General features: G+C 69.6%; 24 protein-coding genes and 1 pseudogene. 12 read left to right on the top strand and 13 right to left on the bottom strand.

Annotated elements, in window-relative coordinates:
* Positions 1 to 5: 5 nt before the first annotated feature.
* Positions 6 to 1,691, bottom strand: a complete 1,686-nt coding sequence (locus V1227_RS17865) for a DEAD/DEAH box helicase (RefSeq protein ID WP_245733948.1) — start codon at positions 1,689 to 1,691, stop codon at positions 6 to 8.
* 141 nt (positions 1,692 to 1,832) lie between these two features.
* Between V1227_RS17865 and V1227_RS17870 the strand changes: the two genes are divergently transcribed.
* Positions 1,833 to 2,942 (top strand): YihY/virulence factor BrkB family protein, encoded by a 1,110-nt coding sequence (locus V1227_RS17870; protein WP_442916503.1) that lies wholly within the window; start codon positions 1,833 to 1,835, stop codon positions 2,940 to 2,942.
* 68 nt (positions 2,943 to 3,010) lie between these two features.
* Here the strand turns inward: V1227_RS17870 and V1227_RS17875 are convergent, their stop codons facing one another.
* Positions 3,011 to 3,262, bottom strand: coding sequence for a DUF3039 domain-containing protein (locus tag V1227_RS17875; RefSeq protein ID WP_236220241.1), 252 nt, complete (start codon positions 3,260 to 3,262; stop codon positions 3,011 to 3,013).
* Between the two features lie 31 nt (positions 3,263 to 3,293).
* On the opposite strand from V1227_RS17875, the gene V1227_RS17880 reads away from it, so the two are divergent.
* Both V1227_RS17880 and V1227_RS17885 read left to right on the top strand, forming a co-directional pair.
* Positions 3,294 to 4,184, top strand: a complete 891-nt coding sequence (locus tag V1227_RS17880) for a pseudouridine-5'-phosphate glycosidase (protein ID WP_236220240.1) — start codon at positions 3,294 to 3,296, stop codon at positions 4,182 to 4,184.
* Positions 4,181 to 5,058, top strand: a pseudogene (locus tag V1227_RS17885) (carbohydrate kinase family protein). Before V1227_RS17880 ends, V1227_RS17885 begins: the two are co-directional and overlap by 4 nt.
* A gap of 339 nt (positions 5,059 to 5,397) precedes the next feature.
* Here V1227_RS17885 and V1227_RS17890 read toward each other — a convergent pair.
* Positions 5,398 to 5,712 (bottom strand): DUF3099 domain-containing protein, encoded by a 315-nt coding sequence (locus V1227_RS17890; protein ID WP_329793714.1) that lies wholly within the window; start codon positions 5,710 to 5,712, stop codon positions 5,398 to 5,400.
* A gap of 77 nt (positions 5,713 to 5,789) precedes the next feature.
* Here V1227_RS17890 and V1227_RS17895 point away from each other — a divergent pair, with 77 nt between their 5' ends.
* The 5 genes from V1227_RS17895 to V1227_RS17915 all read left to right on the top strand — a co-directional run bounded on the left by V1227_RS17895 (position 5,790) and on the right by V1227_RS17915 (position 12,334).
* A complete protein-coding gene (locus tag V1227_RS17895; protein WP_329793715.1) occupies positions 5,790 to 7,274 on the top strand; it encodes a PucR family transcriptional regulator in 1,485 nt (494 codons plus the stop codon).
* A 28-nt stretch (positions 7,275 to 7,302) separates the two neighbouring features.
* Entirely contained in the window at positions 7,303 to 8,772 is a 1,470-nt protein-coding gene (locus tag V1227_RS17900) for a DUF7782 domain-containing protein (RefSeq protein WP_329793716.1), read from the top strand.
* Entirely contained in the window at positions 8,769 to 9,194 is a 426-nt protein-coding gene (gene dtd, locus V1227_RS17905; RefSeq protein ID WP_090102656.1) for a D-aminoacyl-tRNA deacylase, read from the top strand. Before V1227_RS17900 ends, dtd begins: the two co-directional genes overlap by 4 nt.
* Positions 9,195 to 9,429: 235 nt before the next feature.
* Entirely contained in the window at positions 9,430 to 10,419 is a 990-nt protein-coding gene (locus V1227_RS17910) for a sigma-70 family RNA polymerase sigma factor (protein ID WP_329793717.1), read from the top strand.
* Between the two features lie 250 nt (positions 10,420 to 10,669).
* Complete coding sequence (locus V1227_RS17915) at positions 10,670 to 12,334, top strand: fumarate hydratase (RefSeq protein WP_442916504.1); 1,665 nt, start codon at positions 10,670 to 10,672, stop codon at positions 12,332 to 12,334.
* A 364-nt stretch (positions 12,335 to 12,698) separates the two neighbouring features.
* Here the strand turns inward: V1227_RS17915 and V1227_RS17925 are convergent, their stop codons facing one another.
* From V1227_RS17925 to V1227_RS17960, 8 genes are all read right to left on the bottom strand, one after another.
* Positions 12,699 to 13,244 carry a hypothetical protein gene (locus V1227_RS17925; RefSeq protein WP_329793718.1) on the bottom strand — a complete coding sequence of 182 codons (546 nt, stop codon included), beginning with the start codon at positions 13,242 to 13,244 and terminating at the stop codon, positions 12,699 to 12,701.
* A 214-nt stretch (positions 13,245 to 13,458) separates the two neighbouring features.
* Positions 13,459 to 13,851, bottom strand: a complete 393-nt coding sequence (locus V1227_RS17930; protein WP_329793719.1) for a hypothetical protein — start codon at positions 13,849 to 13,851, stop codon at positions 13,459 to 13,461.
* 56 nt (positions 13,852 to 13,907) lie between these two features.
* Positions 13,908 to 15,041: a hypothetical protein gene (locus V1227_RS17935; protein WP_329793720.1), complete on the bottom strand. Its 1,134-nt coding sequence runs from the start codon at positions 15,039 to 15,041 to the stop codon at positions 13,908 to 13,910.
* The gene (locus V1227_RS17940) at positions 15,038 to 16,297 is read right to left on the bottom strand and encodes a glucarate dehydratase family protein (RefSeq protein ID WP_329793721.1); all 1,260 of its coding nucleotides are present in this window, start codon (positions 16,295 to 16,297) and stop codon (positions 15,038 to 15,040) included. The genes V1227_RS17935 and V1227_RS17940 overlap by 4 nt, the downstream gene beginning before the upstream one ends.
* A 13-nt stretch (positions 16,298 to 16,310) precedes the next feature.
* Positions 16,311 to 17,225, bottom strand: a complete 915-nt coding sequence (locus tag V1227_RS17945) for a 5-dehydro-4-deoxyglucarate dehydratase (RefSeq protein WP_329793722.1) — start codon at positions 17,223 to 17,225, stop codon at positions 16,311 to 16,313.
* The gene (locus tag V1227_RS17950; protein ID WP_329793723.1) at positions 17,222 to 18,100 is read right to left on the bottom strand and encodes a carbohydrate ABC transporter permease; all 879 of its coding nucleotides are present in this window, start codon (positions 18,098 to 18,100) and stop codon (positions 17,222 to 17,224) included. The genes V1227_RS17945 and V1227_RS17950 overlap by 4 nt, the downstream gene beginning before the upstream one ends.
* Positions 18,097 to 18,963 (bottom strand): carbohydrate ABC transporter permease, encoded by an 867-nt coding sequence (locus V1227_RS17955; protein WP_329793724.1) that lies wholly within the window; start codon positions 18,961 to 18,963, stop codon positions 18,097 to 18,099. The genes V1227_RS17950 and V1227_RS17955 overlap by 4 nt, the downstream gene beginning before the upstream one ends.
* 77 nt (positions 18,964 to 19,040) lie before the next feature.
* Entirely contained in the window at positions 19,041 to 20,351 is a 1,311-nt protein-coding gene (locus tag V1227_RS17960) for a sugar ABC transporter substrate-binding protein (RefSeq protein ID WP_329793725.1), read from the bottom strand.
* Positions 20,352 to 20,475: 124 nt separating this feature from the next.
* On the opposite strand from V1227_RS17960, the gene V1227_RS17965 reads away from it, so the two are divergent.
* Genes V1227_RS17965 through V1227_RS17975 form a run of 3 tightly spaced genes read left to right on the top strand, consistent with a single transcriptional unit; the run spans position 20,476 to position 23,631 of the window.
* Positions 20,476 to 21,264: an IclR family transcriptional regulator gene (locus tag V1227_RS17965; RefSeq protein WP_329793726.1), complete on the top strand. Its 789-nt coding sequence runs from the start codon at positions 20,476 to 20,478 to the stop codon at positions 21,262 to 21,264.
* A 43-nt stretch (positions 21,265 to 21,307) separates the two neighbouring features.
* Positions 21,308 to 22,132 (top strand): NAD-dependent epimerase/dehydratase family protein, encoded by an 825-nt coding sequence (locus tag V1227_RS17970; protein WP_329793727.1) that lies wholly within the window; start codon positions 21,308 to 21,310, stop codon positions 22,130 to 22,132.
* Between the two features lie 8 nt (positions 22,133 to 22,140).
* Positions 22,141 to 23,631, top strand: coding sequence for an aldehyde dehydrogenase (NADP(+)) (locus tag V1227_RS17975; RefSeq protein ID WP_329794053.1), 1,491 nt, complete (start codon positions 22,141 to 22,143; stop codon positions 23,629 to 23,631).
* A 72-nt stretch (positions 23,632 to 23,703) separates the two neighbouring features.
* Here the strand turns inward: V1227_RS17975 and cpt are convergent, their stop codons facing one another.
* Together cpt and V1227_RS17985 are read right to left on the bottom strand one after the other, a co-directional pair.
* Positions 23,704 to 24,249, bottom strand: a complete 546-nt coding sequence (gene cpt, locus V1227_RS17980; RefSeq protein WP_329793728.1) for a chloramphenicol phosphotransferase CPT — start codon at positions 24,247 to 24,249, stop codon at positions 23,704 to 23,706.
* A 209-nt stretch (positions 24,250 to 24,458) separates the two neighbouring features.
* On the bottom strand, positions 24,459 to 25,778 hold the full coding sequence (locus V1227_RS17985) for an NAD(P)-binding domain-containing protein (protein WP_329793729.1): 1,320 nt from the start codon (positions 25,776 to 25,778) through the stop codon (positions 24,459 to 24,461).
* 146 nt (positions 25,779 to 25,924) lie between these two features.
* Here V1227_RS17985 and V1227_RS17990 point away from each other — a divergent pair, with 146 nt between their 5' ends.
* Entirely contained in the window at positions 25,925 to 26,602 is a 678-nt protein-coding gene (locus tag V1227_RS17990) for a hypothetical protein (protein WP_329793730.1), read from the top strand.

The following is a 26,602-nucleotide window of genomic DNA, read 5'->3' on the forward strand; positions in this document are numbered from 1 at the left end:
GCCGGCTACCAGGAGCGCAGGGTCGCGATCCGTTCCTCGAGCTGTTCGATGGTGGCCATCGCGGTCGGCGGGCCGCCGCAGTACTCGCGCAGCTGGTTGTGGATCTTGCCGTGCGGCTTCTTCGTGCGGTGGTGGTGCATCGCGACGAGGGTGTTGAGCTCCTTGCGCAACGACGTGAGGCGTTCCTGCACCCCCGCGGGCCGTGCTTCGCGCACGGCGACCTCGGGCTTGGGCCGCTTGGCGGCCAGCGCCATCTGCTCCTCCTGCCGCTGCAGCAGCAGGGTGCGCACCTGGTCCGGTTCCAGCAGCCCCGGCAGGCCGAGGTACTCCTGCTCCTCCTCGGAGCCCGCGTGGGTCGGGGCGCCGAACGACGAGCCGTCGAAGATCACCTGGTCGAGCTCGGCCGTCGTGCCCAGGGCCGTGAAGGCGCGCTCGTCCTCGCCCGGTTCGTCCTTGGTCTGGTTGGCCGCGGCCATCAGCTCGTCGTCCCAGCCGTCCTTCTCGCGGTGCGGCTTGCCCAGGACGTGGTCGCGCTCGGCCTCCAGCTCGGACGCGAGCTGCAGCAGCACCGGCACCGAGGGCAGGAAGACGGTAGCCGTCTCGCCGGGTTTCCGGTTGCGCACGAAGCGGCCGATGGCCTGCGCGAAGAACAGCGGGGTCGACGACGACGTCGCGTACACGCCTACGGCAAGCCGCGGCACGTCGACGCCCTCGGACACCATGCGGACCGCGATCATCCAGCGTTCGTTCGTCGCAGAGAACTCGGCGATCTTGCCGGACGCCTTCGGGTCGTCGGAGAGGACGAGCGTGGGGACCTGCCCCGTGACGCGCTGCAGCACCTCCGCGTACGCCTTCGCCACGGTCTGGTCGGTGGCGATCACCAGGCCGCCCGCGTCGGGCAGGCCGTTCTCGCGCTTCTGCGTCAGGCGCTGGTCGGCGGCGCGCAGCACGGACGCCATCCACTCGCCGGCCGGGTCGAGGGCCGTGCGCCACGCCCGTGCGGTCTGCTCCTGCGTCAACGGCTCACCCAGGCGCGCCGTGTACTCCTCGCCCGCGCTGGTCCGCCACGACGCCTCGCCCGAGTACGCCAGGAACAGCACCGGCCGGACGACGCCGTCGCGCAGCGCGTCGGCGTACCCGTAGGTGTGGTCCGCCTTCGACGTCTTGAAGCCGCCGGAGCTCTCCTCGTACTGCACGAACGGGATCGGCGAGTCGTCGGAGCGGAACGGGGTGCCGGTCAGGCAGAGGCGGCGCACCGCGGGCGTGAACGCCTCGCGGATCGCATCACCCCACGACTTGGCATCACCACCGTGGTGCACCTCGTCGAGCAGCACGAGCGTCTTGCGGTTCTCCGTGCGCACCCGGTGCAGCGTCGGATGGGCGGCGACCTGCGCGTACGTCACGGCCACGCCGTGGTAGTCGCGGGAGGTCATCGCGTTGGTGTTGCGGAAGTTCGAGTCGATGTGGATGCCCTGCTCGGCGGCCGCCTTCGCCCACTGGTGCTTGAGGTGCTCGGTGGGGGTGACGATCGTGACGGCCTCGATGGTCCGGTCGGCCAGCAGTTCGGCGGCCACGCGGAGCCCGAAGGTCGTCTTGCCCGCGCCCGGTGTCGCGACGGCGAGGAAGTCCTGCGGCTTGGCGGCCAGGTACTTGGTCAGCGCCCTGCGCTGCCATGCCCGCAGCGGTCGCATTGCTGCTGTCGCTGTCACAGACGTGTTTCTCCTCATTTGTGCAGGTCAGACATGGCGGGCCCCGCAGGCGGACCGTGGCCGGGGGCACCGCGACTCTACCTGTTCCGAACGTCGATGCCGCGAAACGTGGCGGTATGCACCATGCTTGTCACTGCGATGGGTTCGCCTTCCGACAACAGCGCACGCAGGTCCGGCCGCAAGGGGCCGCTGCGTCTACTCGCACGCACGCTGTCGAAGGCGTGGCAGGGGAACATCTTCTCAGAAGCGGCCGAGGCGGCGTTCTGGCAGACGCTGTCGTTCCCGCCGCTGCTGCTCGGCGTGCTGGGCTCGATGGGCTGGATCGGCAGCTGGTTCGGCGACGACGTCGTCAGGGCCGTCCAGGAGAAGATCATCGGCTTCACCCGGACGATCTTCAGCCGGGACGTCGTCAACAGCGTGATCGAACCCACGGTCGCCGAGATCCTCACGACCGGCAAGGGCGAGATCGTCTCCATCGGCTTCCTGATCTCGCTGTGGGCGGGTTCGTCGGCGATGTCGTCGTTCGTCGACGCGATCACCGTCGCCCACGACCAGTACGGCGTGCGCAACGAGGTCTGGCAGCGCTTCTTCGCGCTGCTGCTCTACCTGGTGTCCCTGGTGGCCCTGGTGGTCGGCCTGCCGGTCCTGGCCCTGGGCCCGGAACTCCTGCCGCAGTTCTTCCCGGCGTCGTGGCAGCCCTACATCGAGACGTGGGCCGGCCGCTTCTACTACCCCGGCGTCGCGCTGCTGCTGGTGCTGTCGCTGTCGGCGCTCTACAAGGTGGCGCTGCCCAGGCGGTTGCCGTACCACCGGGTGCTGCCCGGCGCGATCCTCGCGATGGCCGTGTTCATCCTGTCGTCCATCGGCCTGCGCCTGTACATCCAGTGGATCACCACCACCGGCTACACCTACGGCGCGCTCGCGACCCCGATCGCGTTCCTGCTGTTCGTGTTCTTCATCGGCCTGGCGATCACGCTCGGCGCGTACTTCAACAGCGCCATCCAGGACATGTGGCCTGCGCGCATGACCCGCCGCCAGCGCCGCCGCTGGCGCAGGCTCGAGATGGAGCGCGCGGCGTCCCGCATCCGCGAGGAGAGCGAGCAGGCACCCTCGCGGGAGACGAACAACGACACCGGCTACTCGGCTCCGTCGCCGGCCGACACGCAGCTCACGGAGCCGTTGCAGATCCAGGAGCAGCGGACCCGCTCCGAGGAGGAGCGGCAGCGCGGCTAGCCGGTTGCGCGGACAGCAGCGCCCGGCGCCTCAGGACGTGGTCCGGGGCACCGGGCCGCGTCCGGAGGTCAGTCGCCGTCGCCGCCGGGCGGCAGGCTCTCGTAGATCTTCTTGCAGTCCGGGCACACCGGCGAGCCGGGCTTCGGTGACCGCGTGACCGGGAAGACCTCGCCGCACAGCGCGACCACGTGCGTGCCCATCACGGCGCTCTCGGCGATCTTCGCCTTGCGCACGTAGTGGAACATCTTCGGGGTGTCGTCCCCGGACTGGTCGGTACCGTCCGGCCGTACATCGACCTCGGGGAGAGTCTGGGTGCTCACGCGCCAAGGGTACCTGGGATGATGTCCCCTCGTGACCACGCTGCACATCGCCGATGAAGTTGCCTCCGCGCTGGCCGAGAACCGGCCCGTCGTCGCTCTCGAGAGCACCATCCTGTCCCACGGCCTGCCCGCCCCGCGCAACCTCGCGGTCGCCGCACGCCTGGAAGAGGTCGTGCGGAAGGCAGGCGCCGTCCCCGCGACGATCGCCGTCCTCGACGGCGTGCCGCACATCGGCCTGACCTCCGCCGAGCTCGACCGCGTCTGCACCGCGGGCGACCTCGTGAAGCTGTCGCTGCGCGACCTCGGCCCCGCCTACGCCCTGGGCCGCAGCGGCGCGACGACCGTGGCCTCGACCACCGCTCTCGCCCACCAGGCGGGCATCCGCGTCTTCGGCACCGGCGGCCTGGGCGGCGTGCACCGCGGCGCGCGCGAGACGTGGGACGTCTCCGCCGACCTCGACATCGTGGCGTCGACCCCGGTGGTGGTCGTGTGCTCGGGCGTGAAGTCGATCCTGGACATGGGCGCGACCCTGGAGGTCCTCGAGACCCGCTCGGTGCCCGTCGTCGGCTACCGCACCTCCCGCTTCCCCGCCTTCTACCGCCGCGAGTCGGAGTTCGACGTGCCGTGGCGCGTCGAGACCCCCGCCGAGGCCGCCGCCGTCTTCGCCGCGGGCGGCCGCGGCATGCTGCTGGTGAACCCCATCCCCGCCGACTTCGAGATGGACGCCGACCTGCACGACCGCCTGCTCGCCGAGGGCCTGCAGAAGCTCGTCGACCAGGACGTGCGCGGCAAGGACGTCACCCCCGTCCTCCTCGAGCACTTCCACACCGCGAGCGCCGGCGTCAGCCTCGACGCCAACGAGGAGCTCGTCGTCAGCAACGTCTCGGTCGCCGCGGCCGTGGCCGTGGAGCTGTCCCGGTGAGGCCAGTCGTCGTGGTGGGTGACGCGGGCCTCGACGTCGTGGCCCGCCACACCGGCCCCATCGCCCACGGCGGCGACGTGCGCGCCAAGGTCACCATCGAGCCGGGCGGCGCGGGCGCGAACACCGCCGTCTGGCTCGCCGCCTGCGGAGCCTCCCGGTCCTGGTGGCCCGCGTCGGCGCCGACTCGGCCGGCCGCCAGGTCCACGCCGAACTGACCGCGGCGGGCGTCCAGTGCGCCTTCGCGGTGGACCCGGACCTGGCCACCTGCTGCGTGGTCGTCCTGGTCGACGAGGACGGCCAGCGCTCGATGCTGCCCGACCGTGGCGCGAACGCCCGCTTCTCCCCCGCGGACCTGGCCCCGGGCCTGCTCGCCGGCACCGGCGGCCACCTGCACCTGTCCGGCTACGTGCTGCTCGACGCCACCTCACGCCCCGCCGGTCTCGCCGTGCTGGCCGCCGCCCGCGCGGCGGGCTGGACGACGTCGGTGGACCCGCAGGCCGCCGTGCTGATCCACTCGGCGTCCGCTTTCCTGGAGGACGTCCGCGGCGTCGACTTCCTCCTCCCCAACGCCGACGAACTGCTCGCGCTGACCGGCTCGTACGAGCCTTCTTCGGCCAAGACCCTGCTCTCGCACGTCGGGGCTGTCGTGGTGACGTCCGGTGCGGACGGTGCCTCCTGGGTGGACGCCGACGAGGTCATCTCGGTCCCCACTGAAGCCACCGTGTGTGTCGACTCGACGGGTGCCGGTGACGCTTTCGACGCCGGCTTCCTGGCGGCCTGGCTGTCCGGCGCTTCGAAGCACGACGCCCTCCTCGGTGGTGTCCGGGCGGGGTCGCGCGCGGTCAGCGTCGTGGGAGCGCAGCCGCCGAGGTAGTCACTGATATATCGGTTCTGCCGGTCACACCTTCGTCTGGGCGCCGTCGAGTTCGTCACCCTCACGACCAGTCTGCTCAGGCGTGAACCGCTCGCCATCTCGCCTCATGCAATTCCACCAGATGCAAAAAACGTTTGCGGACGAAGTCAAAAGACTCATTGCAAAGGCCGATCGCCGAGCGTTGCAAGGTGCACGCAAGCGCTTGTCCGCCTGACGGCCGCAGGTCGTCCGCCTTTGCAACGAGTCTTTTGCGGACGAAGTCCAAAGAGTTGTTGCAAAAGGTGAGGACGGCGTCCGACAGAGGTCGGGCGCGGGTGCGTCAGGGGCTTCGGCGGCGGTCTAGCCGTCGATGACAGTCGTGCTCTTGGGCGCGATGGCGCGGCGCTCGGCCTCGTAGCGGTTGGCCTTCTCGGCCTTGCGCGGCGGTCTGTCGTTCGCGATCAGCACCGCCATCCACGGCAGCGGCACGGACAGCACGATGAAGAACAGCGCGAGCCACCAGGTGTGCGCGAACAGAGCCGCGAGGATGAGGCACGGGAAGCGCAGGCTCATCATGATCGCGTACTTCTTGCGCCGGGCGGCGTGCTGTTCCTCGTAGGACGGGGCCGCCTCGGTGATCAACACCGGGGTGTCGTTCCGGTCGGGACTGCTCACGACACCACCTCCACGTATCCCATGGTCCCACGTCCGAGTGACCGCCGGGACACCCGGTCGGCGGTTAACATCCGCGGGTGGTCGCCCTTGATCGCCTCGTGGACGTGCTCGGCAGTCTGGGCACGCATCTGGCGTGCGCGCCGAGGGGCCGTGATGCCGAACTCCGCGGGGTTGCCCTGCACGACCCCGCCGAAAACACGCCGGCGACCGCGGGGGACGTTCTGCTCGGGCTCGGCACGCCGTCGGTCGCCGCGGCGGTGCGGCTCGTGTCGTCCACGGCGGCCTCGGCTGTTGTGCTGCACGGCAAGCCTCCGCTCGACGAGCGGGTGATCGCGGCGGCCAAGAAGTCGGGTGCGGCCGTGTTGCTCGTGGATCCGTCTGTGCCGTGGAGCCAGCTTGCGAACGTCACGCAGACGCTGGTCAACGGCGGCACGCGCACCGGAGACCTGTTCGGGTTGGCGGACGTGATCGCGGGCGTGGTGGGCGGGCCGGTCACGATCGAGGACCAGCAGTCCCGCGTGCTCGCGTACTCCTACCGCCAGGAGGACGTCGACCCCGTGCGGGTGCAGACCATCCTCGGGCGGCGCGTGCCCGAGGAGGCGCGGCGGGCGCTCGACGAGTTCGGCGTGTTCAGCCACCTCGCGTCGTCCGACGAACCGATCTTCGTGCCCAAGCTGACGCCGCAGCTCGGCAACCGGCTCGTCGCCGCGGTGCGGGCGGGGCGTGAGCTGCTTGGCTCGGTCTGGGTCGAGGTGACGGGGCCGGTCGATGCGGCACGGAGCGCGGCGTTGGTCGACGGCGCGCGCACGGCGGCGTTGCACCTGTTGCGGTCGCGGGCGTCGACCGACCTCGAGCGCCAGGCCGAGGCGGACCTGGTGATCCGGCTGCTCGACCAGCCGGAGTCCGCTGACGTCGCACGCCTCGGTCTGCCGTCCGCCGACCTGCGGGTGATCGCCGTGCAGGCGCACGCGGGCGAGGGCGAGCACGGCGCGGCGGTGCTGGCGTTCCAGCGGGCGACGGCGGGCTTCGGCTGGTCGCGTCCGGGACGCAGCGCGCTGTTCGGCAACGTCCTCTACACCGTCATCCCGGCCGCCGACGACGCCGTCGATTGGGTGCGTTCGCTGACCCGCGAACTCCCCTCCGAGGCGACCGTGCTGGCCGGCATCGGCGGTCCGGCCGAGGCGGCGCAGCTGCCGACGTCACGGCAGGAGGCCGACGAATGCCTCGCGCTGTCCACCGGTACACCGGTTGTGTACGACGACGCGTGGGCGCAAGTCCTGTTGCACCGGCTCGCCGCCGTCGCCGAAGCCGGACGCCTACCCACCCGTGGGCCGATATCCAATATATTGCGCTACGACGCCGACTACGGGACGCAGTACGCGATGACGTTGAGGGCGTGGCTCGCGGCCCAGGGAGACGTGCGGGCGGCGGCGAAGGACCTCAACGTGCACCCGAACACGTTGCGGTACCGAATGCAGAAGATGGCCGAAGTGACGCCGCTCCCCCTCGACGACCCCGACCAGCGCCTCGCGATGGCCATCGCCCTCCAGATCACGCGCTGAACCGGACGGCGTGAAAGCATCTCCACCCGTGCACCCCGATCTTTCTGCCGACCTGTGCGCCCGACTGCGCGAAGCCTTCCTGAACGCCGGCTACACCGCGGACGGCGTCGTCGACGCGCTCGGCCCGCAGGCCCACGCCGCGCTCGGCCGCGGTGAGCCGGAGCCCGCCCGCCGCGCGAGCAAGGACGCCGGGGCGCTCGGCACGCTGATCCGCCTGTTCCTGCTCGGCGACCAGGAGCCCGAGCAGGACGTCCGCAAGGCGCTCCACGGCGTCGACATCGACGACGCCGTCAAGAACGAGGTCCTCGCCGCAGACAGAAGCGCGGGTGGCCTCAGGGCCGGTCTGGACGTCCGGCCGTACGAGGACAACTGGTGGGTCATCGCCGACCTCGACTCCGACCTGCGCGGCGGCGCCGTCCCCGAGGACCACGTGCTCGGCGTCGGCCACGCGTCCATCAGCCTCGCCCGTGCCACCAAGCGCACGCCGGTCGGCACGCTGCTCGACCTCGGCACCGGCTGCGGCGTCCAAGCGCTGCACGCCGGCACGCACGCCGAGCGCATCACCGCGACCGACCTTTCCGAGCGCGCGCTGAGGCTCGCCCAGGGCACGTTCCGCATGAATGAGCTCGACGTCGAGACGCTGCAGGGCGAGTGGTTCGGCCCGGTGCGGAACCGGCGGTTCGACCAGGTCGTGTGCAACCCGCCGTTCGTGGTCGGACCGCCGCGCGTGGACTTCGTGTACCGCGACTCCGGCCTCGGCGGCGACGACGCGTCGGCGCTCGTCATCCGGCAGCTGCCGTCGTTCCTCAACGAGGGCGGCGTCGGCCAGCTCCTGGCGTCCTGGGTGCACCGCAGGGGCGAGGACTGGGAGGAGCGCGTCTCCGGCTGGCTGCCCCGCGGTGGCGTCGACGCGTGGTTCGTGCAGCGCGACATCGCCGAGCCCGCCCTGTACGTCGGCACGTGGCTCAAGGACGCGGGCGTCGACCCGCGCAGCCCCGAGGGGCGGGCCAAGGCGAGCGCGTGGCTCGACTGGTTCGAGGAGAACGACGTGCAGGGCGTCGGCTTCGGCTACGTGACGCTGCGGCGCACCGACGAGATGCACTCCCAGGTCGTCTGCGAGGACCTGCGCCACGCCTACGACGACCCGCTGGGTCCGGAGGCCGCGCGCTGGCTCGACAACGTCGCGTGGTTGCGCGCCAACCCCGATCTGCTGGGTCAGCGGTTCCGGGTCGCTGACACCGTCCTGCTCGAGGAGGTGTCCGAGCCGGGCGAGGAGGGCTGGAAGAAGGTCGTCGCGCGGCTGCACCGCACGGACGGGCCCGGCTGGCAGCACGAGGTTGACGAGGCGACCGCGAAGCTCGTGGCCGGCTGCACCGGCGCGTTGCCGCTGGAAGACCTGCTCTCGCTGCTCGAGTTCGCATACGGGGAAATCGATGCAGAAGCGGCGTTGCCGATCGTTCGTGATCTCATCCGGCACGGAATGCTGATTCCTGCATGAAAGCGGTTGTGGCGCGCGTCACAGAGGCGAGTGTGGAAGTCGCCGGCGAGATCGTCGGTGCGATCGCCGAGCCCGGATTGCTGGTGCTGCTCGGCGTACACCATGACGACACGGACGCGCACGCTCGGAAAATGGCGCAGAAGCTGCACGGACTGCGCATCCTCGACGACGAGCAGTCGTGCGAGTCGACAGGTGCTCCGCTGCTGGTGGTCAGCCAGTTCACCCTCTACGGGGACACCCGCAAGGGCCGCCGTCCGTCCTGGACGGCGGCCGCCCGGCCCGAGCACGCGGAGCCTTTGGTGAACGCCGTCGTTCAGGAACTCCGTCAAAAGGGCGCGCGTGTCGAAACAGGACGATTCAGGGCGGAGATGAAGGTGCGGAGCGTGAACGACGGCCCGTTCACAGTGCTCGTAGAGGTCTGACTAAAGGGTTCTCAGCCAATCCTCAGATTAGTCGCGCAACCGCTGTGACAGCGGCGACGTCTTCAGGTCATGGAAGTCGGGAACGAATTCGGAATCGTCTTCGTTACCCAGGTATCAGCCAGCTAGCGATGGGATCCCGAGCGGGCCCGCCGCAACCGGCAACCAGGGCGCAGCGCCGCGCCGCCTTGACCGCCAGCGCGACTTGTCGCCGCCCGCAGCAGGGGGAGGGAGATCCATGACCGTCACGAGGATCTCCGACCGTGAAGTCGGAGAGAACACCGCCACCGTCGTCGAGCACGAACTCGACGCCCAGGGGCCGGCAGCCGATCTCGTTCGAGTCTACCTGAACGGAATCGGCAAGACGGCGCTGCTCACCGCCGAGGAGGAGGTGGAGCTCGCCAAGCGCATCGAGGCCGGTGTGTTCGCGCAGCACGTCATGGAGACGGCCAAGCGCCTCACGCCCACCCGTCGCGAAGAGCTGGGGGCGCTCGTCCGCGACGGCCGCCGCGCCAAGGACCACCTGCTCAAGGCCAACCTGCGCCTCGTCGTGTCGCTGGCCAAGCGCTACACCGGCCGGGGCATGCCGCTGCTGGACCTGATCCAGGAGGGCAACCTGGGCCTGATCCGCGCGGTCGAGAAGTTCGACTACACCAAGGGCTTCAAGTTCTCGACGTACGCGACGTGGTGGATCCGCCAGGCGATCACCCGTGGCATGGCCGACCAGAGCCGCACCATCCGCCTCCCCGTCCACCTCGTCGAGCAGGTGAACAAGCTCGCGCGGATCAAGCGCGACCTGCACCAGACGCTCGGCCGCGAGGCGACGAACGAGGAGCTCGCGAAGGAAGCCGGCCTCAACGTCGACAAGGTCGCCGACCTGCTCGACCACGCGCGTGACCCGGTATCGCTCGACATGCCGGTCGGCACGGAGGAGGACGCGCCCCTCGGTGACTTCATCGAGGACTCGGACGCGACCGACGCCGAGAGCGCCGTCATCTCCGGCCTGCTGCAGGACGACCTGCGCCGCGTGCTCGCGACGCTGGAGCCGCGGGAGCAGGCGGTGATCCGGCTGCGCTACGGCCTGGAGGACGGCCAGCCGCGCACGCTCGACCAGATCGGCAAGCGGTTCGGGCTGTCACGCGAGCGGGTGCGTCAGATCGAGCGCGAGGTCATGTCGAAGCTCCGCCAGGGTGAACGTGCCGCGAAGCTGCGTGCTTACGCCTCGTGATCCCGGTCGGGTCTCACCCGTCCGGCAGTATTGACTTGTGACTCAACTCACGGCACGGTCGGGCGTTACCAGAGCCACGCGTCGCCCGTCGTGAGCCGGGTTTCGCACGCGAAGGAAGGTCGGGGCAGCCGGGGGCTGCCCCGGCCTTCCGCGTTCGGGCGGCCGTTGCGAAGAACACGGTGCACGGGCGGCAGGACGTCCGTTCGATGGCGGTACGGTTTTCTGATCCGAACTGCACACCGTTGGAGTTGTGTACGCCGTGCCCACCACTTTCGAGTACACCGACGTCCTGCCGCTGGCGAAGGACACCGAGACCGAGTACCGCCTCGTCACGTCGGACGGGGTGAAGCTGATCGAGGCCGGTGACCGCAAGTTCCTGCAGATCGCGCCCGAGACGCTGACGCTGCTCGCGAAGGAGGCGATCCGGGACATCCAGCACCTGCTGCGCCCGTCGCACCTCGCCCAGCTGCGCAAGATCATCGACGACCCGGAGGCCTCCGGCAACGACCGGTTCGTCGCCATGGACCTGCTGCGCAACGCCGCGATCTCGTCCGGCGGCGTGCTGCCGATGTGCCAGGACACCGGCACGGCGATCATCATGGGCAAGCGCTCCGAGAGCGTCCTGACCGGCGGTGACGACGAGAAGGCGCTCGCCCGCGGCGTCTACGAGGCCTACCAGGAGCTCAACCTGCGCTACTCGCAGATGGCTCCGGTGACGTTCTGGGACGAGAAGAACACCGGCACGAACCTGCCCGCGCAGATCGAGGTGTTCCACAAGCCCGGCCAGGAACCCGTGTACGAGTTCCTGTTCATGGCCAAGGGCGGCGGTAGCGCGAACAAGACGTTCCTCTACCAGGAGACGAAGGCGGTCCTGAACCCCAAGCGCCTCGCGTCGTTCCTCGACGAGAAGCTGCGTTCGCTCGGCACGGCCGCGTGCCCGCCGTACCACCTCGCCGTGGTCGTCGGTGGCCTCTCCGCGGAGCAGAACCTCAAGGTCGCGAAGCTCGCCTCGGCCCGCTACCTCGACACCCTGCCGACCGAGGGCTCGCCGCTGGGCCACGCGTTCCGCGACACGGACCTCGAACAGCAGGTCTTGGAGCTCACCCGCAACTTCGGCATCGGCGCCCAGTTCGGCGGCAAGTACTTCTGCCACGACGTGCGCGTCATCCGCCTCCCCCGCCACGGCGCGTCGTGCCCGGTCGGCATCGCGGTGTCGTGCTCGGCCGACCGCCAGGCCAAGGCCCGCATCACGGCCGAGGGCGTCTTCCTGGAGCAGATGGAGCGCGACCCGGCCCAGTTCCTGCCCGACGTGGAGGGCGAGGACCTCTCCGACGAGGTCGTGCGCATCGACCTCACCCGCCCGATGTCGGAGATCCGCGAGGTCCTCACCAAGCTCCCGGTGAAGACCCGTGTCTCACTGACCGGTCCGCTGGTCGTGGCCCGCGACATCGCGCACGCCAAGATCAAGGAACGCCTCGACGCCGGCGAGGAGATGCCGCAGTACCTGAAGGACCACCCGGTCTACTACGCCGGCCCGGCCAAAACGCCCGAGGGCTACGCCTCCGGTTCGTTCGGCCCGACCACCGCCGGCCGCATGGACTCCTACGTCGAGCAGTTCCAGGCCGCAGGCGGCTCGCTGGTGATGCTCGCGAAGGGCAACCGCTCCAAGCAGGTCACGTCCGCGTGCTCCACGCACGGCGGCTTCTACCTGGGCTCGATCGGTGGCCCGGCGGCCCGGCTGGCGCAGGACTGCATCCGCAAGGTCGAGGTGCTCGAGTACCCCGAGCTCGGCATGGAGGCGGTCTGGAAGATCGAGGTCGAGGACTTCCCCGCCTTCGTCGTCGTCGACGACAAGGGCAACGACTTCTTCGCCGAGACGTCCGCGCCGACCCTGCAGATCAGCTTCCGCCGCTAGGCCCTCGCGGTCCGGCTGACGAGCCCCCGTTCAAACAGTACGCTCGTACTGCTTGAACGGGGGCTCTGCTTTGATCCATCACGTGCAGGTCGCCTGCCCCGCAGGCGCCGAGGACGACCAACGCGCCTTCTGGACCGGCGTGCTCGGCTGGGCCGAGCTGCCCAAGCCACCTCTTCTCGCCGCACGGGGTGCCTACTGAGGTGGAACCGCCGTAACCGGGTCAGTCGTACGACACCCAGCGCACGCCGGGACGGGACAGCGGCTCAGGCGGGAGGCCGAGGTTGGGAGTGCCGTGGTGCCAGAACACCGGCTACGCCACGTCGTATACACGCAGTACACGACCGTTCAACCGCCGCCCCACGCGTCAGCCGGTCTCTTCGCGGGACTCCAGGACCAGGCGGCGGTTGCCGAGCGGTGCGTCCAGGCGCACGGTCAGCGGCACCTGCCGGACCTCCTGGGTGCACACCGTGCCCGGAGGCTGCTTGGTGATCGTGACGAGCGTGATCTGGACGAGCTCGGCGGACTGGCCGCTCACCTCGGCACGGGCCTCCTTGCAGCCGCCGCCGACGCCGAACACCTCGACGTCGCGGCCGTCGCCGAAGACGTAGGCCTCGTCGCGGTAGGTGTCCGACAACGATGTCGTGTCGACCTTGTCCTTCGCCACGGGCGTGACGTTGGGCGGGACGACCGGCTTCTCCTCCGAGATCGAGACCGGAGGCTGAGCCGGAGCGGTGGGGTTCGCGCCGGGTGAGCTGGAGCCGGTCGAACCGGGTGCGGACGTGCCCGTGGTGGGCGCGCCGCCGGTCGAGCTGGAGCCGGACGTACTGGAGCCGGGCGCACTGGACTGCGTACCGGACGAGCAGCCGACGAGCACGACGGCGAGAGCAACGGCAGCGGCGGCGTTTCTCATGCTCACCATCCTCGCAAACCGGGACGGGAGGTCCCTGTGAATTGTCCTGCGACCTGTCCGGTCGAGTTTCCCGGACGAGGGGACGGCGGGTGGTGCCCGGCCGGCGGGGCAGATGCCGGCCGGGCACCGTGGGGAAGGAAAGAGGTCTACTTCTGTTCCTGCCGCGACGTCAGCACGACCGTGCGCTCACCCAGGGGCTCGGACAGCTGCACCGTCAGCGGGGGAAGCGGATGTCCATCGTGCACATTTCCTTGGTCAACGGCAGCGTTTCGAGCAGCTCGATCTTCACCGTGGAGGTGTTCTGCTCCAGCACGGACGCGCTCGCCTTGCCGCACCCGGCCTCCTGGGCCACGACGCCGACGGTCTTGCCGTCACCCTGCGTCCAGACGGTGCGCGGGTAGTCCGACGCCAGGCCGTTGGCGTCGAGCTTCGTCACCGGTTTGCCGTCCGGCGGCACTTCTCCGGGCGCGACACCGGGAGGCGCCTCGGAGGACGAGGTGGCGGTCGGCAACGTCGGACCGCCACCTGCTCCAGTGTCCGCGTTCTGCGCACCGCCACAGGCCGAGAGGACGAGCAGCAGTGCGCCTGTACCAACTACGGTTCCCATGTGCCTCATGCGAAGAGGACGGAACCGCGCTCACAACGGGTTGCAGCGACTTCCCTTCACAGTTGCCGGGACACCGCCGCGACCGCCTCGCGCAGGGCCTCCAGTCGCGCCCCGGATGCCAGACCTCCGTGGTAGAGGTGGAACTCCTCGACCCCGGCGTCGAGGTAGGCGAGCCACTCCTCGGACAACGCCGCACCGTCGGCGGGTTTCGGCGGCAGCCCCAGCACGTACGCGGCGATCCGCGTGTCCGGCGCGACCGCGCGCAGCGCCTCGATGCCGGGCACGGCGGCTTCCGGACCGGGCCAGCACATCGTCGTCAGGACGTCGACCTCCGCGTCGACACCACCGGCCACCGTCGCGAACGGACCGGTGCCCCAAGGGTCCGCCGTCACGTGCATGCCGACGCGAACCGACGGCGCGGCGGAGCGGATCTCGCCGACGAGCTTCTGCCGCAACGACCGCACCACTCCGGTGCGCACGGCCTGAACGTCCTCCGCGAGCGCACCCAGCGCTTCCTCGACGCCGGGTGCACCGCGATCGACCCCGGCCCGGACCGCTTCGCGCAGGGCATCCGGGTCGGCGTACAGGGCGGTGCAGGCAGAGCAGAAGCACAGCGACAACAGCTTCTGCTGCACCGCGTTCCAGTCCGTGCCGTCAGTCTTCTCGTGGTGGCCGCCGTGGAAGAACCCCAGCGGCCCGCACGCCTCCAGGATGATCCCGTCCGGCGCACCGAGCTCCAGCACTTCGGACACCAGCACGGACGCGTACTCGACGACGTCGGGCTGCGCGGTGCACAGCGCGTACGGGTAGCGGTCGCCGAACGCGTTCACCACCGTCACGTCCGGGTGCAGGTCGCCCAGCCGCGAGTTGTGCGTCAGCACGGTCCACGCGTACACGGGCATTCCGGCCGCGCGAACCAGGGCCGCCGCGTCGCCGAACGAGTCCGGACCGTCCATCCAGGACGGTTCGGCGGGCACCAGCCGGCCGTAGTGCGAGGCGCGCACCGGCAGGTAGAACGCCGCGTGCCGCGCGTCCACGAGGCGGTGCGACGGGTGGAGCGGCGTCGCGGCCCTCACGGTGTGATAGGACGCGGCGACGGCGATCGCGTCGACTCCGAGGTCCTGGTACCGCGTGACGGCGTCAGGATCTCCGATCAGGTCCCACGGGTAGGCGTGGACAACCGACTTCACCACCGGGGACGCTTCCTCTCGTAGCTCGGGTCGAACTTCTGCATGTAGCTCGTGTCGTCACGAGCCGTGATGCCGCACCGCACGTAGTTCTCCGCCAGGCGTGCCAGTGCGTCGCGGTCCAGCGAGACACCCAGTCCCGGAGTCGTGGGCACCGCAACCGATCCATCCACAAAGGACAGCACGCCGGGCTCGACGACCTCGTCGGCCGCGTTCCACGGGTAGTGCGTGTCGCAGGCGTAGTTCAGGTTCGGCGTCGCCGCCGCCAGGTGCGTCATCGCGGCCAGCGAGATGCCGAGGTGCGAGTTCGAGTGCATCGACAGGCCGATGCCGAACGTCTGGCAGATCATCCCCAGCTGGCGCGACCGCTGCAGGCCGCCCCAGTAGTGGTGGTCGGACAGCAGCACCTGCACGGCGTTCTGCTCCACGGACGGCTTGAGGTGCTCGAACGCGACGACGCACATGTTCGTGGCCAACGGCATCGGCGCCTTCGCGGCCACCTCCGCCATGCCGGCGATCTCGGGTGCCGGGTCTTCCAGGTACTCCAGCACGCCGTCGAGCTCGCCGGCGACCTCCAGCGACGTCGCCGGCGACCAGGCCGCGTTCGGGTCGAGCCGCAGCGGGTGGTCCGGGAAGGCCTCGTGCAGCGCGCGGATCGCCTCGACCTCCTGCGCCGGCGGGAAGACACCGCCCTTGAGCTTGATCGACCCGAACCCGTACCGGGAGATCATCTTCCGTGCCTGGGCGACGATGCCGGCGGGGTCGAGCGCCTCGCCCCACTGGTCCGGCTCGGAGCCGGGGTGCCCTGCCCACTTGTAGAACAGGTAGGCGGAGTAGGGCACCGCGTCACGGACGGCGCCGCCGAGCAGGTCGCTCACCGGACGCCCCAGCGCCTTGCCCTGGATGTCCAGGCACGCGACCTCGAACGGCGAGTAGACGCGGTCGACGGTGCTCTCCGCGGTGATCTTCCCGGTCAGGCCGTGCTTGTCGGGGCCCGCCTGGCCGCCGAGCCGAGCGGCCACACGCGCGTGCATCTCGTTGAGCGCGAAGACGTCGAGGCCGATCAGGGAGTCCACAACGGACCGCGAACGCTCCAGGTGTCCGAGGTCGCCGTAGGTCTCCCCCAGCCCCGAGATGCCTTCGTCGGTGTGCACCTCGACGATCGTGCGCAGCGCCCACGGCTCGTGCACGCCGGCCGAGTTGAGCAGCGGCGGGTCGCGGAACGCGATCGGTGTCAGGACGATCTCGGTGATCTTCATTCCGGACGTCCCCTCAGCCCAGCAGGGCCTTGCCGGCGGCGATGATCTTGTCGAGCGCGGCGAGGTGCTCCTCCAGCGGGTCGACGAGCGGCGGGCGCACGCCGCCGACCTCGAGTCCGTTGGCGCGCACCGCGGCCTTCACCAGGGCGACCGCGTAGCCGGGCACCTTGTCGCGCAGCTCGACCAGCGGCTTGTAGAACTCGAAGAGGAAGCGGTTCACGAGCTCGGTGTCGCCGGACTGCACGGCGTTGTAGAAGCCGATCGAGATCTCCGGCGCGAAGCAGAACACCGCCGACGAGTAGAGCTCGACGCCGATGGCCCGGTACGCGAGCTGGGTCATCTCGGCGGTCGGCAGGCCGTTGAAGAACTGGAACGGCTTGTCGACGTTGGCACGCACCGACAGCACGATCCGCTGCATCTGGTCGAGGTCGCCGAGGCCGTCCTTGAAGCCCACGACGTTCGGAATCCGTGCGACCTCGACGGCCGTGTCCGGCGTGAACCGCGCGTTGTTGCGCTGGTACACGATGATCGGCAGCTCCGTGACGCCCGCGACCTCGGCCACGTACCGCACGAGACCGGCGGCCGGGTTGCCCACCAGGTACGGCGGCAGCAGCAGGATGCCCTGGGCTCCGGCGCGTTCGGCCGCCTTCACGAACTCCTTGGTCATCGCGACCGACCCACCGGCGCCGGCGAACACCGGCACCTTGCCCGCGGTCGCCTCGACCGCGACCGCGACCGCGCGTTCGAACTCCTCCAGCTCCAGCGCGTGGAACTCGCCGGTGCCGCAGGCGGCGAACACCGCGCCCGGCCCGGCGGACACACCGTGCTTGACGTGCTCGGCGAGCACGTCGTACGCGATGTTCCCCTCGCTGTCGAACGGGGTCACCGGAAAGAACAGCACACCATCGAGTTGCATAACCAGACTCATCCCTTGATCGCTCCGGTGGTGATCCCACGCAGGAAGGACTTCTGCAGCGCCAGGTACACGACCAGGCTCGGTACCAGCGCCAGCAACGCACCGGCCAGCACGATGCCCGTCCCGACCATGTCGTCGGAGCGGAGCGCGAGCAGTGCGACCGTGAGCGTGTAATCGGAGGGGTCAGCGGCGACGATCAGGGGGAGCAGGTACTGCTCCCAAATCATGTTGAAGCCGAACACGGCGATGACGCCGAGGGCGGGTCTGCACAGCGGGAGGATGATCTGCGCGAAGAGGCGCAGCTCCCCCGCACCGTCCACTTTGGCCGCTTCCTCCAGTTCCGCGGGGATCTCCCGCATGAACTCCGTCATGACGAAGATGGAGAAACCCCACGCCCCCAGCGGGAGGATGACACCGAGAAGGGTGCCCTTGAGACTCACGTGCACCAGCGGGAGGTCCCCGATCACCAGTGACAGGGGGATCGCGATGACCTCCTCCGGCAACATCATCGTGGCGAGGATGACCAGCAGTGCGATGGCCTGACCGCGGAACTTCTTGCGCGCCAACGCGTAGGCGGCGAAAACGCTCACCGACAGCTGCAGCAGCAGGGCACCACCGGCGATGACCAGGGAGTTCATCAGGTAGTGCCAGATCCTGTTCTCCGCCGCGACCTGGAAGTTGATCAGTGACGGGTTGTCGGGGATCACCGACAGCCGGGTGGGATCGGGGTTGTCGTCGAACGCGCCGGAGAAGATGACCAGCAGCGGGCCGCAGAAGAGGACCACGGCGAGGGCGCTCAGGACGAACCGGATGCCCCTGCTGAGCCAGGCGTCCGTGCGGGTGGACCAGCCGATGGCGCTGTCGAAGCGGCTCGAGTTGATGCTCATCGCGCCTCCCTCCTGCGCCGGTACCACTGCACGCTGACCGTCAAAACCAAGGTAACCAGGAACAACAGCACGGAACCAGCGGAGGCGAGCCCGGCTTCGGACTGTTCGAACGCCGCGGTGTAGACGCGCGTCATCCACACGTCGGTCGATCCTGCCGGTCCGCCACCGGTGAGCACGTAGACCTCGGTGAAGACGCGCAGGCCGCGGATGGCGGCCAGGGTCAGCAGGATGGTGATGACGGGCCGCAGCGCGGGCAGCGTGACGTTCCAGATCCGTTGCGGCGTCGTGGCCCCGTCGATGGCGGCGGCCTCGTACTGCCGGCGGTCGATGCCGGCGAGGCCCGCGAGGATCAGCACCATGTCGTACGGCGCGTGCTTCCAGATGCCGACGAACATGACCGACACCAGCGAGGTGTCCGTGTCGTGGATGTACTCCCAGGGCCCGAGGCCGACCCACGAGATGAGCTCGTTGAGGAAGCCCTCGGGCGCCGGGTAGAAGAACAGCCGCCAGATCTCGCCGATGACCGCGGTGGCCGCCACGACGGGCAGGAACACCGCGGACCGGACGAACCACAGCGACTTGGTGTGCCCTTCCAGCAGCAGCGCCAGGAAGAAGCCGACGACCATCGCGCCGGCGGTCAGGAACTTCTCGTCCCCCAGGATCGTCGCGTAGTTCTCGAAGCCGACGAAGATGTCGCCGAGGAACGGCCGGACCTCGTAGAGCGAGAGCCGGATCCCCTCGGCCATCGGGATGAACTTGAAGACCAGGAAGATCAGCGCGGCGGGGAGCAGGAACAGCCACGGGACCCAGACGCCCCCGCCCGGGGTGGCTCCCGTGAGGCGGCGCCGGCGGCGCCGCCTCACGGGGTGGGTTTCGACGGCACCGCCGCCACTAGCCGTCGAGCCCACGTCTCGGGTGTCGCCAGGTGACTGGACTGCGGTCACGTCGACGCCTTCTGGTTGTCCAGTTCCTTCTTGAGCGCGTCCGCCAGCGACTTCAGCTCGGCCGAGGAGTCGGCGGGACACTTCGCGAAGATGGAGTTCAGGGTCTCCGAGGTCTTCTGCCGGAACGGCGCGAAGTTCGGGACGCTGGGGAACGGCCGCGCCTCGCTCTGGTAGACGCCCGCCACGGTGGCCCAGCGCGGGTCCCTGTAGGTCGCGTTGACGTCGACGGTCTTGTTGACGGGCAGGCGCACGACAGGCTGCGGGTCGCCCTTCATGCCGGCCTGCTGCGCTTCGGCGGTGATCAGGTACTCGCCGAGCTTCTTCTGGTCGGCGGTCTTCGCGGAGCCGGCCATCCGGTAGATGTTCTCGCCCTCGCCGAGCACCGTGGCGCCGGCCGGGCCGCGCGGGGAGGCGATGACCTCGTACCTGTCCTTGCCGATCGACTTGTCGAAGCGGCCGATCATGTAGGGGCCGGTGAGGTAGATGCCGCTCTTGCCCGACTCGAACAGCGGGTGCGCGTCGTTCGTGCCGAGGGTCAGCGAGCCGGGCTGCACGACCTTCTCCTCGCAGAAGAGCTTGCGCAGCCGTTCAACCGCCTTGGCCGACTCCGGGGAGTCGACGCCGACGCGGAACTTGCCGTCGCCCTCCTCCTCGAGGATGCCGCCGCCGCCCTGCCAGATGTAGCTGGACGCCCACCACGCGAGGTAGCCGCGGTCGGTCGTTCCGGGCACGAGCATGCCGTAGGTGTCGTTCTGCCCGTTGCCGTCGGGATCGTCGCGGGTGAAGGCCTTCGCGAGGTCGTCGAGCTCCTCCCACGTCGTGGGGATCGGCTTGCCGAGCTTCTCGCGCCAGTCCTTGCGGATCAGCGTGACCATCGCCTGGGTGGAGTAGGGGATGGCGTAGAACTTGCCGTCGGCGCCCTTCCCGTTGTCCCACGCGCGGTCGACGATGTCGGTGCCACCCGCCACGTCCTCCCGCTCGACCTCGGTCGCCCAGCCCTGCTTGACGAAGTTGCCGAGCGAGCCGGTGTCGGTGATGACCACGTCGGGGAGGTCCTTGGCCGCGGCGCGCTGCTGCACCTGCTTGTCGAAGTCGTTGAAGATCGGCTTGTAGTCGACCTGCACACCGGTCTTCTCGGTGAACGTCTTGAAGATCTTCTCGTAGACCTTGGCCGTCGCCTCCGTCGAGCGGGTCCACACCTCGAGGGGCTTGTTCGGGTCCTTGGCCGACGACGCCGTGCCGCCACACCCCGCGAGCAGGGCGGCCACGCCGAGCATGGCGATGGTGGTGGCTGTCCTGCGGCGCATCGTCGGAGCCCTTCGCGTTCAGATATATGAACTGGGGTCGTACTTGTGAACCTGATGCAGGACTGTAAGAATCAGCAGAGCAACGTGTCAAGGGCAAGTTGCTTAACTGTTTCGAGGAGGTCAGGTGGCGTCGCCGATCGACAAGGGCACGGCTCGTCCAGGCGCGGTGAAGTCCGCTGACCGCACTGTGGAGCTGCTCGAGGTGCTGTCCGCGTCAGACCGCAGGCTGACGCTCACGGAGCTGCACCGCGAGCTCAGCTATCCCAAGTCCAGCCTCTACATGCTGCTGCAGACGCTCGTCGCACGCGGCTGGGTGGAGGTCGACTCGGACAGGGGCACGTACGGCATCGGCGTTCGCGCGCTGCTCGTCGGTACGTCCTACCTGGACCACGACCCGGTCGTGCGGGCCGCGATCCGCGTGATGGAGCAGGTCCGCCAGGAGATCAACGAGACCGTGCACCTCGCCCGTTTGGACGGCGCGGACGTCGTCTACCTCGCGAGCCGCGAGTCCGAGCACCACCTGCGCGTCGTCTCGCGCGTCGGCCGCCGGCTCCCCGCGCACTCGACGTCGCTCGGCAAGGCCGTGCTCTCGACGCGCACTCCGGAGGAGGTCGACGTGATCCTCCCGGACGAGCTGGCGCCGCTGACCCCGAACACCGTGACCGATCGGGCGGCGCTGCACGAGCAGCTCGCCGGGTTCCGCAACGTCGGTTACGCCCACGAACGCGAGGAGAACACGCCCGGGCTGGGCTGTTTCGCGGTGGCGCTGCCGTACCGCAACCCCGTGCTGGACGCGATGAGCTGCTCCGTCCCGCTGGGCAGGCTGACGCCCGAGCACGAGAAGCAGGTCATCTCCGCGCTGCTCGACGCCGCCAGGACCATCACCGAACTCCTCCGCCAGTTCGGTCGCTGAGCCTTTTGACGGAACACCCGAACAAGACGGAAGGGTCCAACCCGTGACCGCACGCATCCTGATCACCGGCGCCGGTGGCGGGGTGGGCACGCTCATGCGTACCCGCCTCGCGGCCGAGGGCCGTGTCCTGCGGCTGCTGGACATCGCGGATCTCCCCGCGGCCACCGACGGCGAGAACGTGGAGCTCGTCCAGGCGTCGGTGACCGACATGGCCGCGATGGAGGCCGCGTCGGAGGACGTCGACGCGGTGATCCACCTCGGCGGCCACAGCCTCGAGGAGTCGTGGGACGAGATCCTGCGGGTCAACATCGACGGCACGCACACGGTGCTGGAAGCCGCGCGGCGGGCCGGTGTGCGCCGCGTCGTCCTCGCCAGCTCGAACCACGCCGTCGGCTTCGTCGAGCGGGCTCAGGGCGTGGCCGGCGACTACGCGTTCCCCCGCCCGGACACCTACTACGGAGTGTCCAAAGTGGCGATGGAGGCGTTGGGGTCGCTGTACGCCGACCGCTACGGCATGGACGTGATCGCGATCCGCATCGGCTCTTGCTTCGAGAAGCCGAAGGACGTGCGGATGCTGTCGACGTGGATGTCGCCGGACGACGGCGCGCGCCTGTTCGAGGCGTGCCTTTCCGCTCCGTCGCCGGGGTTCCGCGTCGTGTGGGGTGTCTCGGACAACAAGCGCGGCTGGTTCTCGCTGGACGAGGCCCGCGCGCTGGGGTACGACCCGAAGGACGACTCGGAGCAGTATGCGGCCGAGGTTCTGGAGGAGCACGGTGAGCTGGACCCCTCGTCGCCCGCGGCGAGGTACGTGGGCGGGGCCTGGTGCGGCCCCGATTTCGACACGGCAGTCAAGGAGGCAGGGCGTTGAGCCACGGCGTGCAGGGATACAACCCGCGGACCGGTGAGCCGTTCGGTGAACCGGTGGCGAAGACCCCCGACAGCGAGGTGGACCGGATCGCCTCGGCCGCCGCTGTGGCGTTCTCGGCGTGGTCGGTCGTTCCGGCGGCGGACCGGGCCGTGGTGCTGGAGAAGGTCGCGGACGCGCTCGACGCCGAGTCGTCGCTGCTGGTCTCGACCGCCGACAGCGAGACGGCGCTCGGGACGCCGCGGCTGACGACCGAGCTCAAGCGCACGACGAACCAGCTGCGGCTGTTCGCGGAGGTGCTGCGCGAGGGCAGCTACGTCGAAGCCACCTTGGACTCGGCGAACCCGGACATCATCCCGCCGCGTCCGGTGCTGCGGCGCGTTCTGCGTCCACTCGGGACGGTCGCGGTGTTCTCCGCCTCGAACTTCCCGTTCGCGTTCTCGGTGGCCGGTGGCGACACGGCGTCCGCGCTGGCGTCCGGGTGTTCCGTTGTGGTGAAGGCACATTCGGCGCACCCGTCGACCTCGCGCGAGACCGCCAGGGTCGTCGTGGACGCCCTGCGCGAGGCAGGCGCGCCCGAGGGCGTGTTCGGCATCGTCCACGGCACCGAGGCGGGTGTCGCGCTGGTGAAGCACTCCGCGGTGCGCGCCGTCGGCTTCACCGGCTCGACCGGGGGTGGCCGGGCGTTGTTCGACCTGGCGCAGGGCCGGCCGGACCCGATCCCGTTCTACGGCGAGCTGGGCAGCGTGAACCCGACGGTGATCCTGCCGGGCGCGGCGACCCCGGACATCGCGGAGGGTTTCGCGCAGTCGCTGACGATGGGCGTCGGGCAGTTCTGCACCAACCCCGGCCTGGTCTTCGCACCCGAGTCGCTCGTGCCCGCGCTGGGCGAGGCGGTCGCGGCGACTTCGGGCGGCGCGATGCTGAACGAGCGGATGTGCGACTCCTACAAGGCGGGCACGGACGCCCTGGCCGCGTCGGACCTCGTGTCCGTGGTGTCGACGGGAACCCGCCCGGACGAGGCGTGGGCGGTGGCGCCGCTGCTGTTCGCGACGTCGGTGGAGGTGTTCGAGGAGAACCTCGAGAAGCTGACCGAGGAGCACTTCGGCCCGGCGGCGCTGATCGTCACGTACTCCTCGCCGTCCGAGCTCCACTCGGTGCTGGCGAAGCTGCCGGGAACGCTCACCGGCACGGTGCACGCCGCCGAGTCGGACCACGCGGAGGCCGGTGAGATCGCCGAGGTCCTGCGCCGCGTGGCGGGCCGGCTGATCTTCAACGCCTGGCCGACCGGTGTCGCGGTGGCGTGGGGCCAGCACCACGGCGGCCCGTGGCCCGCGACGACGAACCCGCTGCACACGTCGGTCGGCGCCACGTCGATCCGCCGCTGGATCGCCCCGGTGACGTACCAGTCGTGGCCGGACGCGCTGCTGCCCGCGGAGCTGCAGGACGCGAACCCGCTCGGCATCCCGCGCCGGGTGGACGGTGTGCTGGGCGTGCACTGAGCTGTGGGACGAGCGGGGCCGCCGACGCACCGTCGGCGGCCCCGCTTTCCTCGATCGTTGCCCATCTTGCTTTCAGCCGCTCCGCATCTTCTCGGCGATCGCCCGCGCACACTCGACCGCCTCGGCGTGAGCGGTGTCGACCTCGACGTCGTAGGTCAGCCCGCGGTGGACCACGTCGGCCTGCGCCTCGGCCATCCCGGCGACCCGGTCTCCCCTGGCGAGCTCCCGGCCGGCGGCGACGTCGGCGTCACACCGCACCCCGACCCACAGCACGTCGAGCCCGTCCAGCGCCTTCTCCCACCGCGACCGCGACTCGGTCCCGCCGAGGAACACGTCGTCCACGATCACCCGCGCCCCGGCGTGCACCATCGCGGCGACCCCGGCCATCCACGCGTCCTCGAGCACCTGGAACTCGGCCCCGACGCTGACCTCACCGTCACCCGCGAGCCCGATCCCCTCCGACCCGAGCCGCAGCCGCGCGGGCATCACGTCGATCAACGTGTCGACCCCGATCGCCAGCCACGCCTCCGGCAACACGGCTTGCAGGCACCGCGCGATCCCCGACTTCCCCGAGCTGGACCCGCCGTTGAGGACGATCACCTGAGCACTCGACGCCACGCTCCGACCGTACCCAGCCGACCCGCCGTCCAAGCCTTCGTCCTTCGCCGCACACCTCCTTGGCAATGGGTCATTTGCGGGCGTTGTCAAAAGATCCATTGCTAAGGAGCAGTTCAGCGCCCTGCCGCAGCTGATATATCGGTTTCCTGATCCAGCCGCATGCAAAAAACGTTTGCGGACGAAGTCAAAAGACTCATTGCAAAGGTGCGTCAGACGCGGGCCGCGCCCGCTCGTCGTTCCTGCCGCAGCTCTCGCTGGTACCCGAGGAAGTCGACCTCCAGCGTGTGCCGCTTCGACTTCACGTACCGGCGCCGCAGCCCCTCCCGGTAGGAGGTGATCTCCGCCTTCATCTCCGGCACCGGCGGCAGTGCGGCCCTGCCGGAGATCAGGTCGGCGATCCACTCGGCCTGGGCCTCGGCCAGCGGCATGATCGCCCCCAGCGGCTGGATCAGCCCGAGGAAGTACAGCCCCGGATGCCCCGGATCGACGACCCGCCGGTACAGCGACACGTCGTTGTCCGCGGACGAGACGGCGGGGAACTCGGCGGCGGGCAGGAACGGGAAGTCGACCTTGTAGCCGGTGCAGTAGACGATCACGTCGACGTCCTCGCGGGAGCCGTCGGCGAACACGACGCCGGAGCCGTCCAGCCGCTCGAGGTTCGGCTTCACGGTGATGTCGCCGTGCCCGAGTCTGGTCAGCAGGTCGTCGGACACGGTCGGGTGCGCGGCGAGAATGCCGTGCGACGGCTCGGGCAGGCCGTAGTCGGAGAGCTTGCCCCGCGCCAGCCGCAGCATCACCTTCAGCGACAGCGCCTGCAGCCAGGAGGGCGCGAACCGGGCGAGCGGCGAGGTCGTCAGGTGGTCGGTCGGCATGCCGAACAGGTACTTCGGCATGATGTGCGCGCCACGTCGCATCGCGAGGAACGTCCGCGCGGAGACGCGCGAGGACTCGACAGCGATGTCGCAGGCCGAGTTGCCGATGCCGAGGACCAGCACCTTCTTGTCGGTGAAGCGCTCCGGCGTCTTGTAGAAGTGAGCGTGCATCTCCTCGCCGTCGAAGGTGCCGGGGAACGCGGGCTCCGGCATCCGCGGCGACCAGTGGTGCCCGCTCGCGACGATCACCGACCGGTAGGTGGCGGTGGTCTCCTCCCCCGTGTCGCGGTCACGCGTCGTCACCGAGTACCCGCCCGGCGCGACGGCGACGGACGTGACCTCGGTGCGGAACCGGATGCGGTCGCGGAACCCGTGGTGCTTCACGAAGTCGTCGAAGTACTCGGCGATCTGGAAGTGCGAGGGGTAGGCCGGCAGGTGCGACGGCATCGGGAACGACTTGAACTCCATCATCTGCCGCGAGGTGTTGATGTGGAGCGAGCGGTAGGCGGACGACATGCCGTTGTCGTTGAGGTAGCGCCAGTTGCCACCGATGTCGGACCCGGTCTCGAAGCAGTCGAACTCGATCCCGCGGGCACCGAGGACCTGACATGCGGCGATGCCGGACGAACCGGCCCCGATGACGCACACGCGTTCCATGGCTCTGAAGTATTTTCACGTTCATTGCGACTGTCAATGACCCAGGCCAACGGGATCCGGACGACCGATCACCAGCACGAACAAGCACCGGCCCGCGGAGTGGAACGGGGTGTACCCGGCCACTCCGGGCCCATACGTTGTGGCGCATGCGAAATCTTCTCGTGGCAGTCACGTCGGTGTTGGCGTTCGCGGTCTCGACGGGCACGGCGGCGGGAGCGCCGCTGCCGTCCCCGGAGATCTTCGCGTCGAACAACACCGCGATCATCACCGATCCCGCCGACCCGCGCCTGAAGGACAGGTTGATCGGGTTCGACCGCGAGGTCCGCGGGATCGTGCGGGCTAACGGTGGCGTCACCACTCGCTCCACGCTGCTCGACGGCGTGTTCTGGTCGAGCGACCTGCAGCAGACGACGTTCGAGCGCTCCCGCAAGTTCGACGTCACGCTGAACGAGGAAAGCCTCCGCCACACCGCGTCGACCATCGCCAAGCGGTTCGGGCAGGAGTCGGTGCTCACGTTCCGGTTCCTGCACGCCAACTCACCGGAGGTCGACGCCGTCCAGGTCGAGGTCCAGGGCATCACCGCTCAGCAGGTCCGCGAGGGGCTGCTGCAGGACGCGGTCGCGCGCGAGAAGCTCGGCGGCGGCAGCGTCACGTTGCACGACAAGGCGATCCTCATCGCCGGCGTCGACGACCTGCCGATCGTGCGCGCGTTCATCACCGAGATCGGCGGAGACGTCTCCGGGGCGAAGGTGCGCAAGGGCACCTGGGAGTTCGTGGGCGCCGAGGCGGAAACTCTTTTGTGGAACGGGCAAAAGGCCGCCTAA

Source organism: Lentzea sp. DG1S-22, from assembly GCF_036321065.1.
GTDB lineage: Bacteria > Actinomycetota > Actinomycetes > Mycobacteriales > Pseudonocardiaceae > Lentzea > Lentzea jiangxiensis.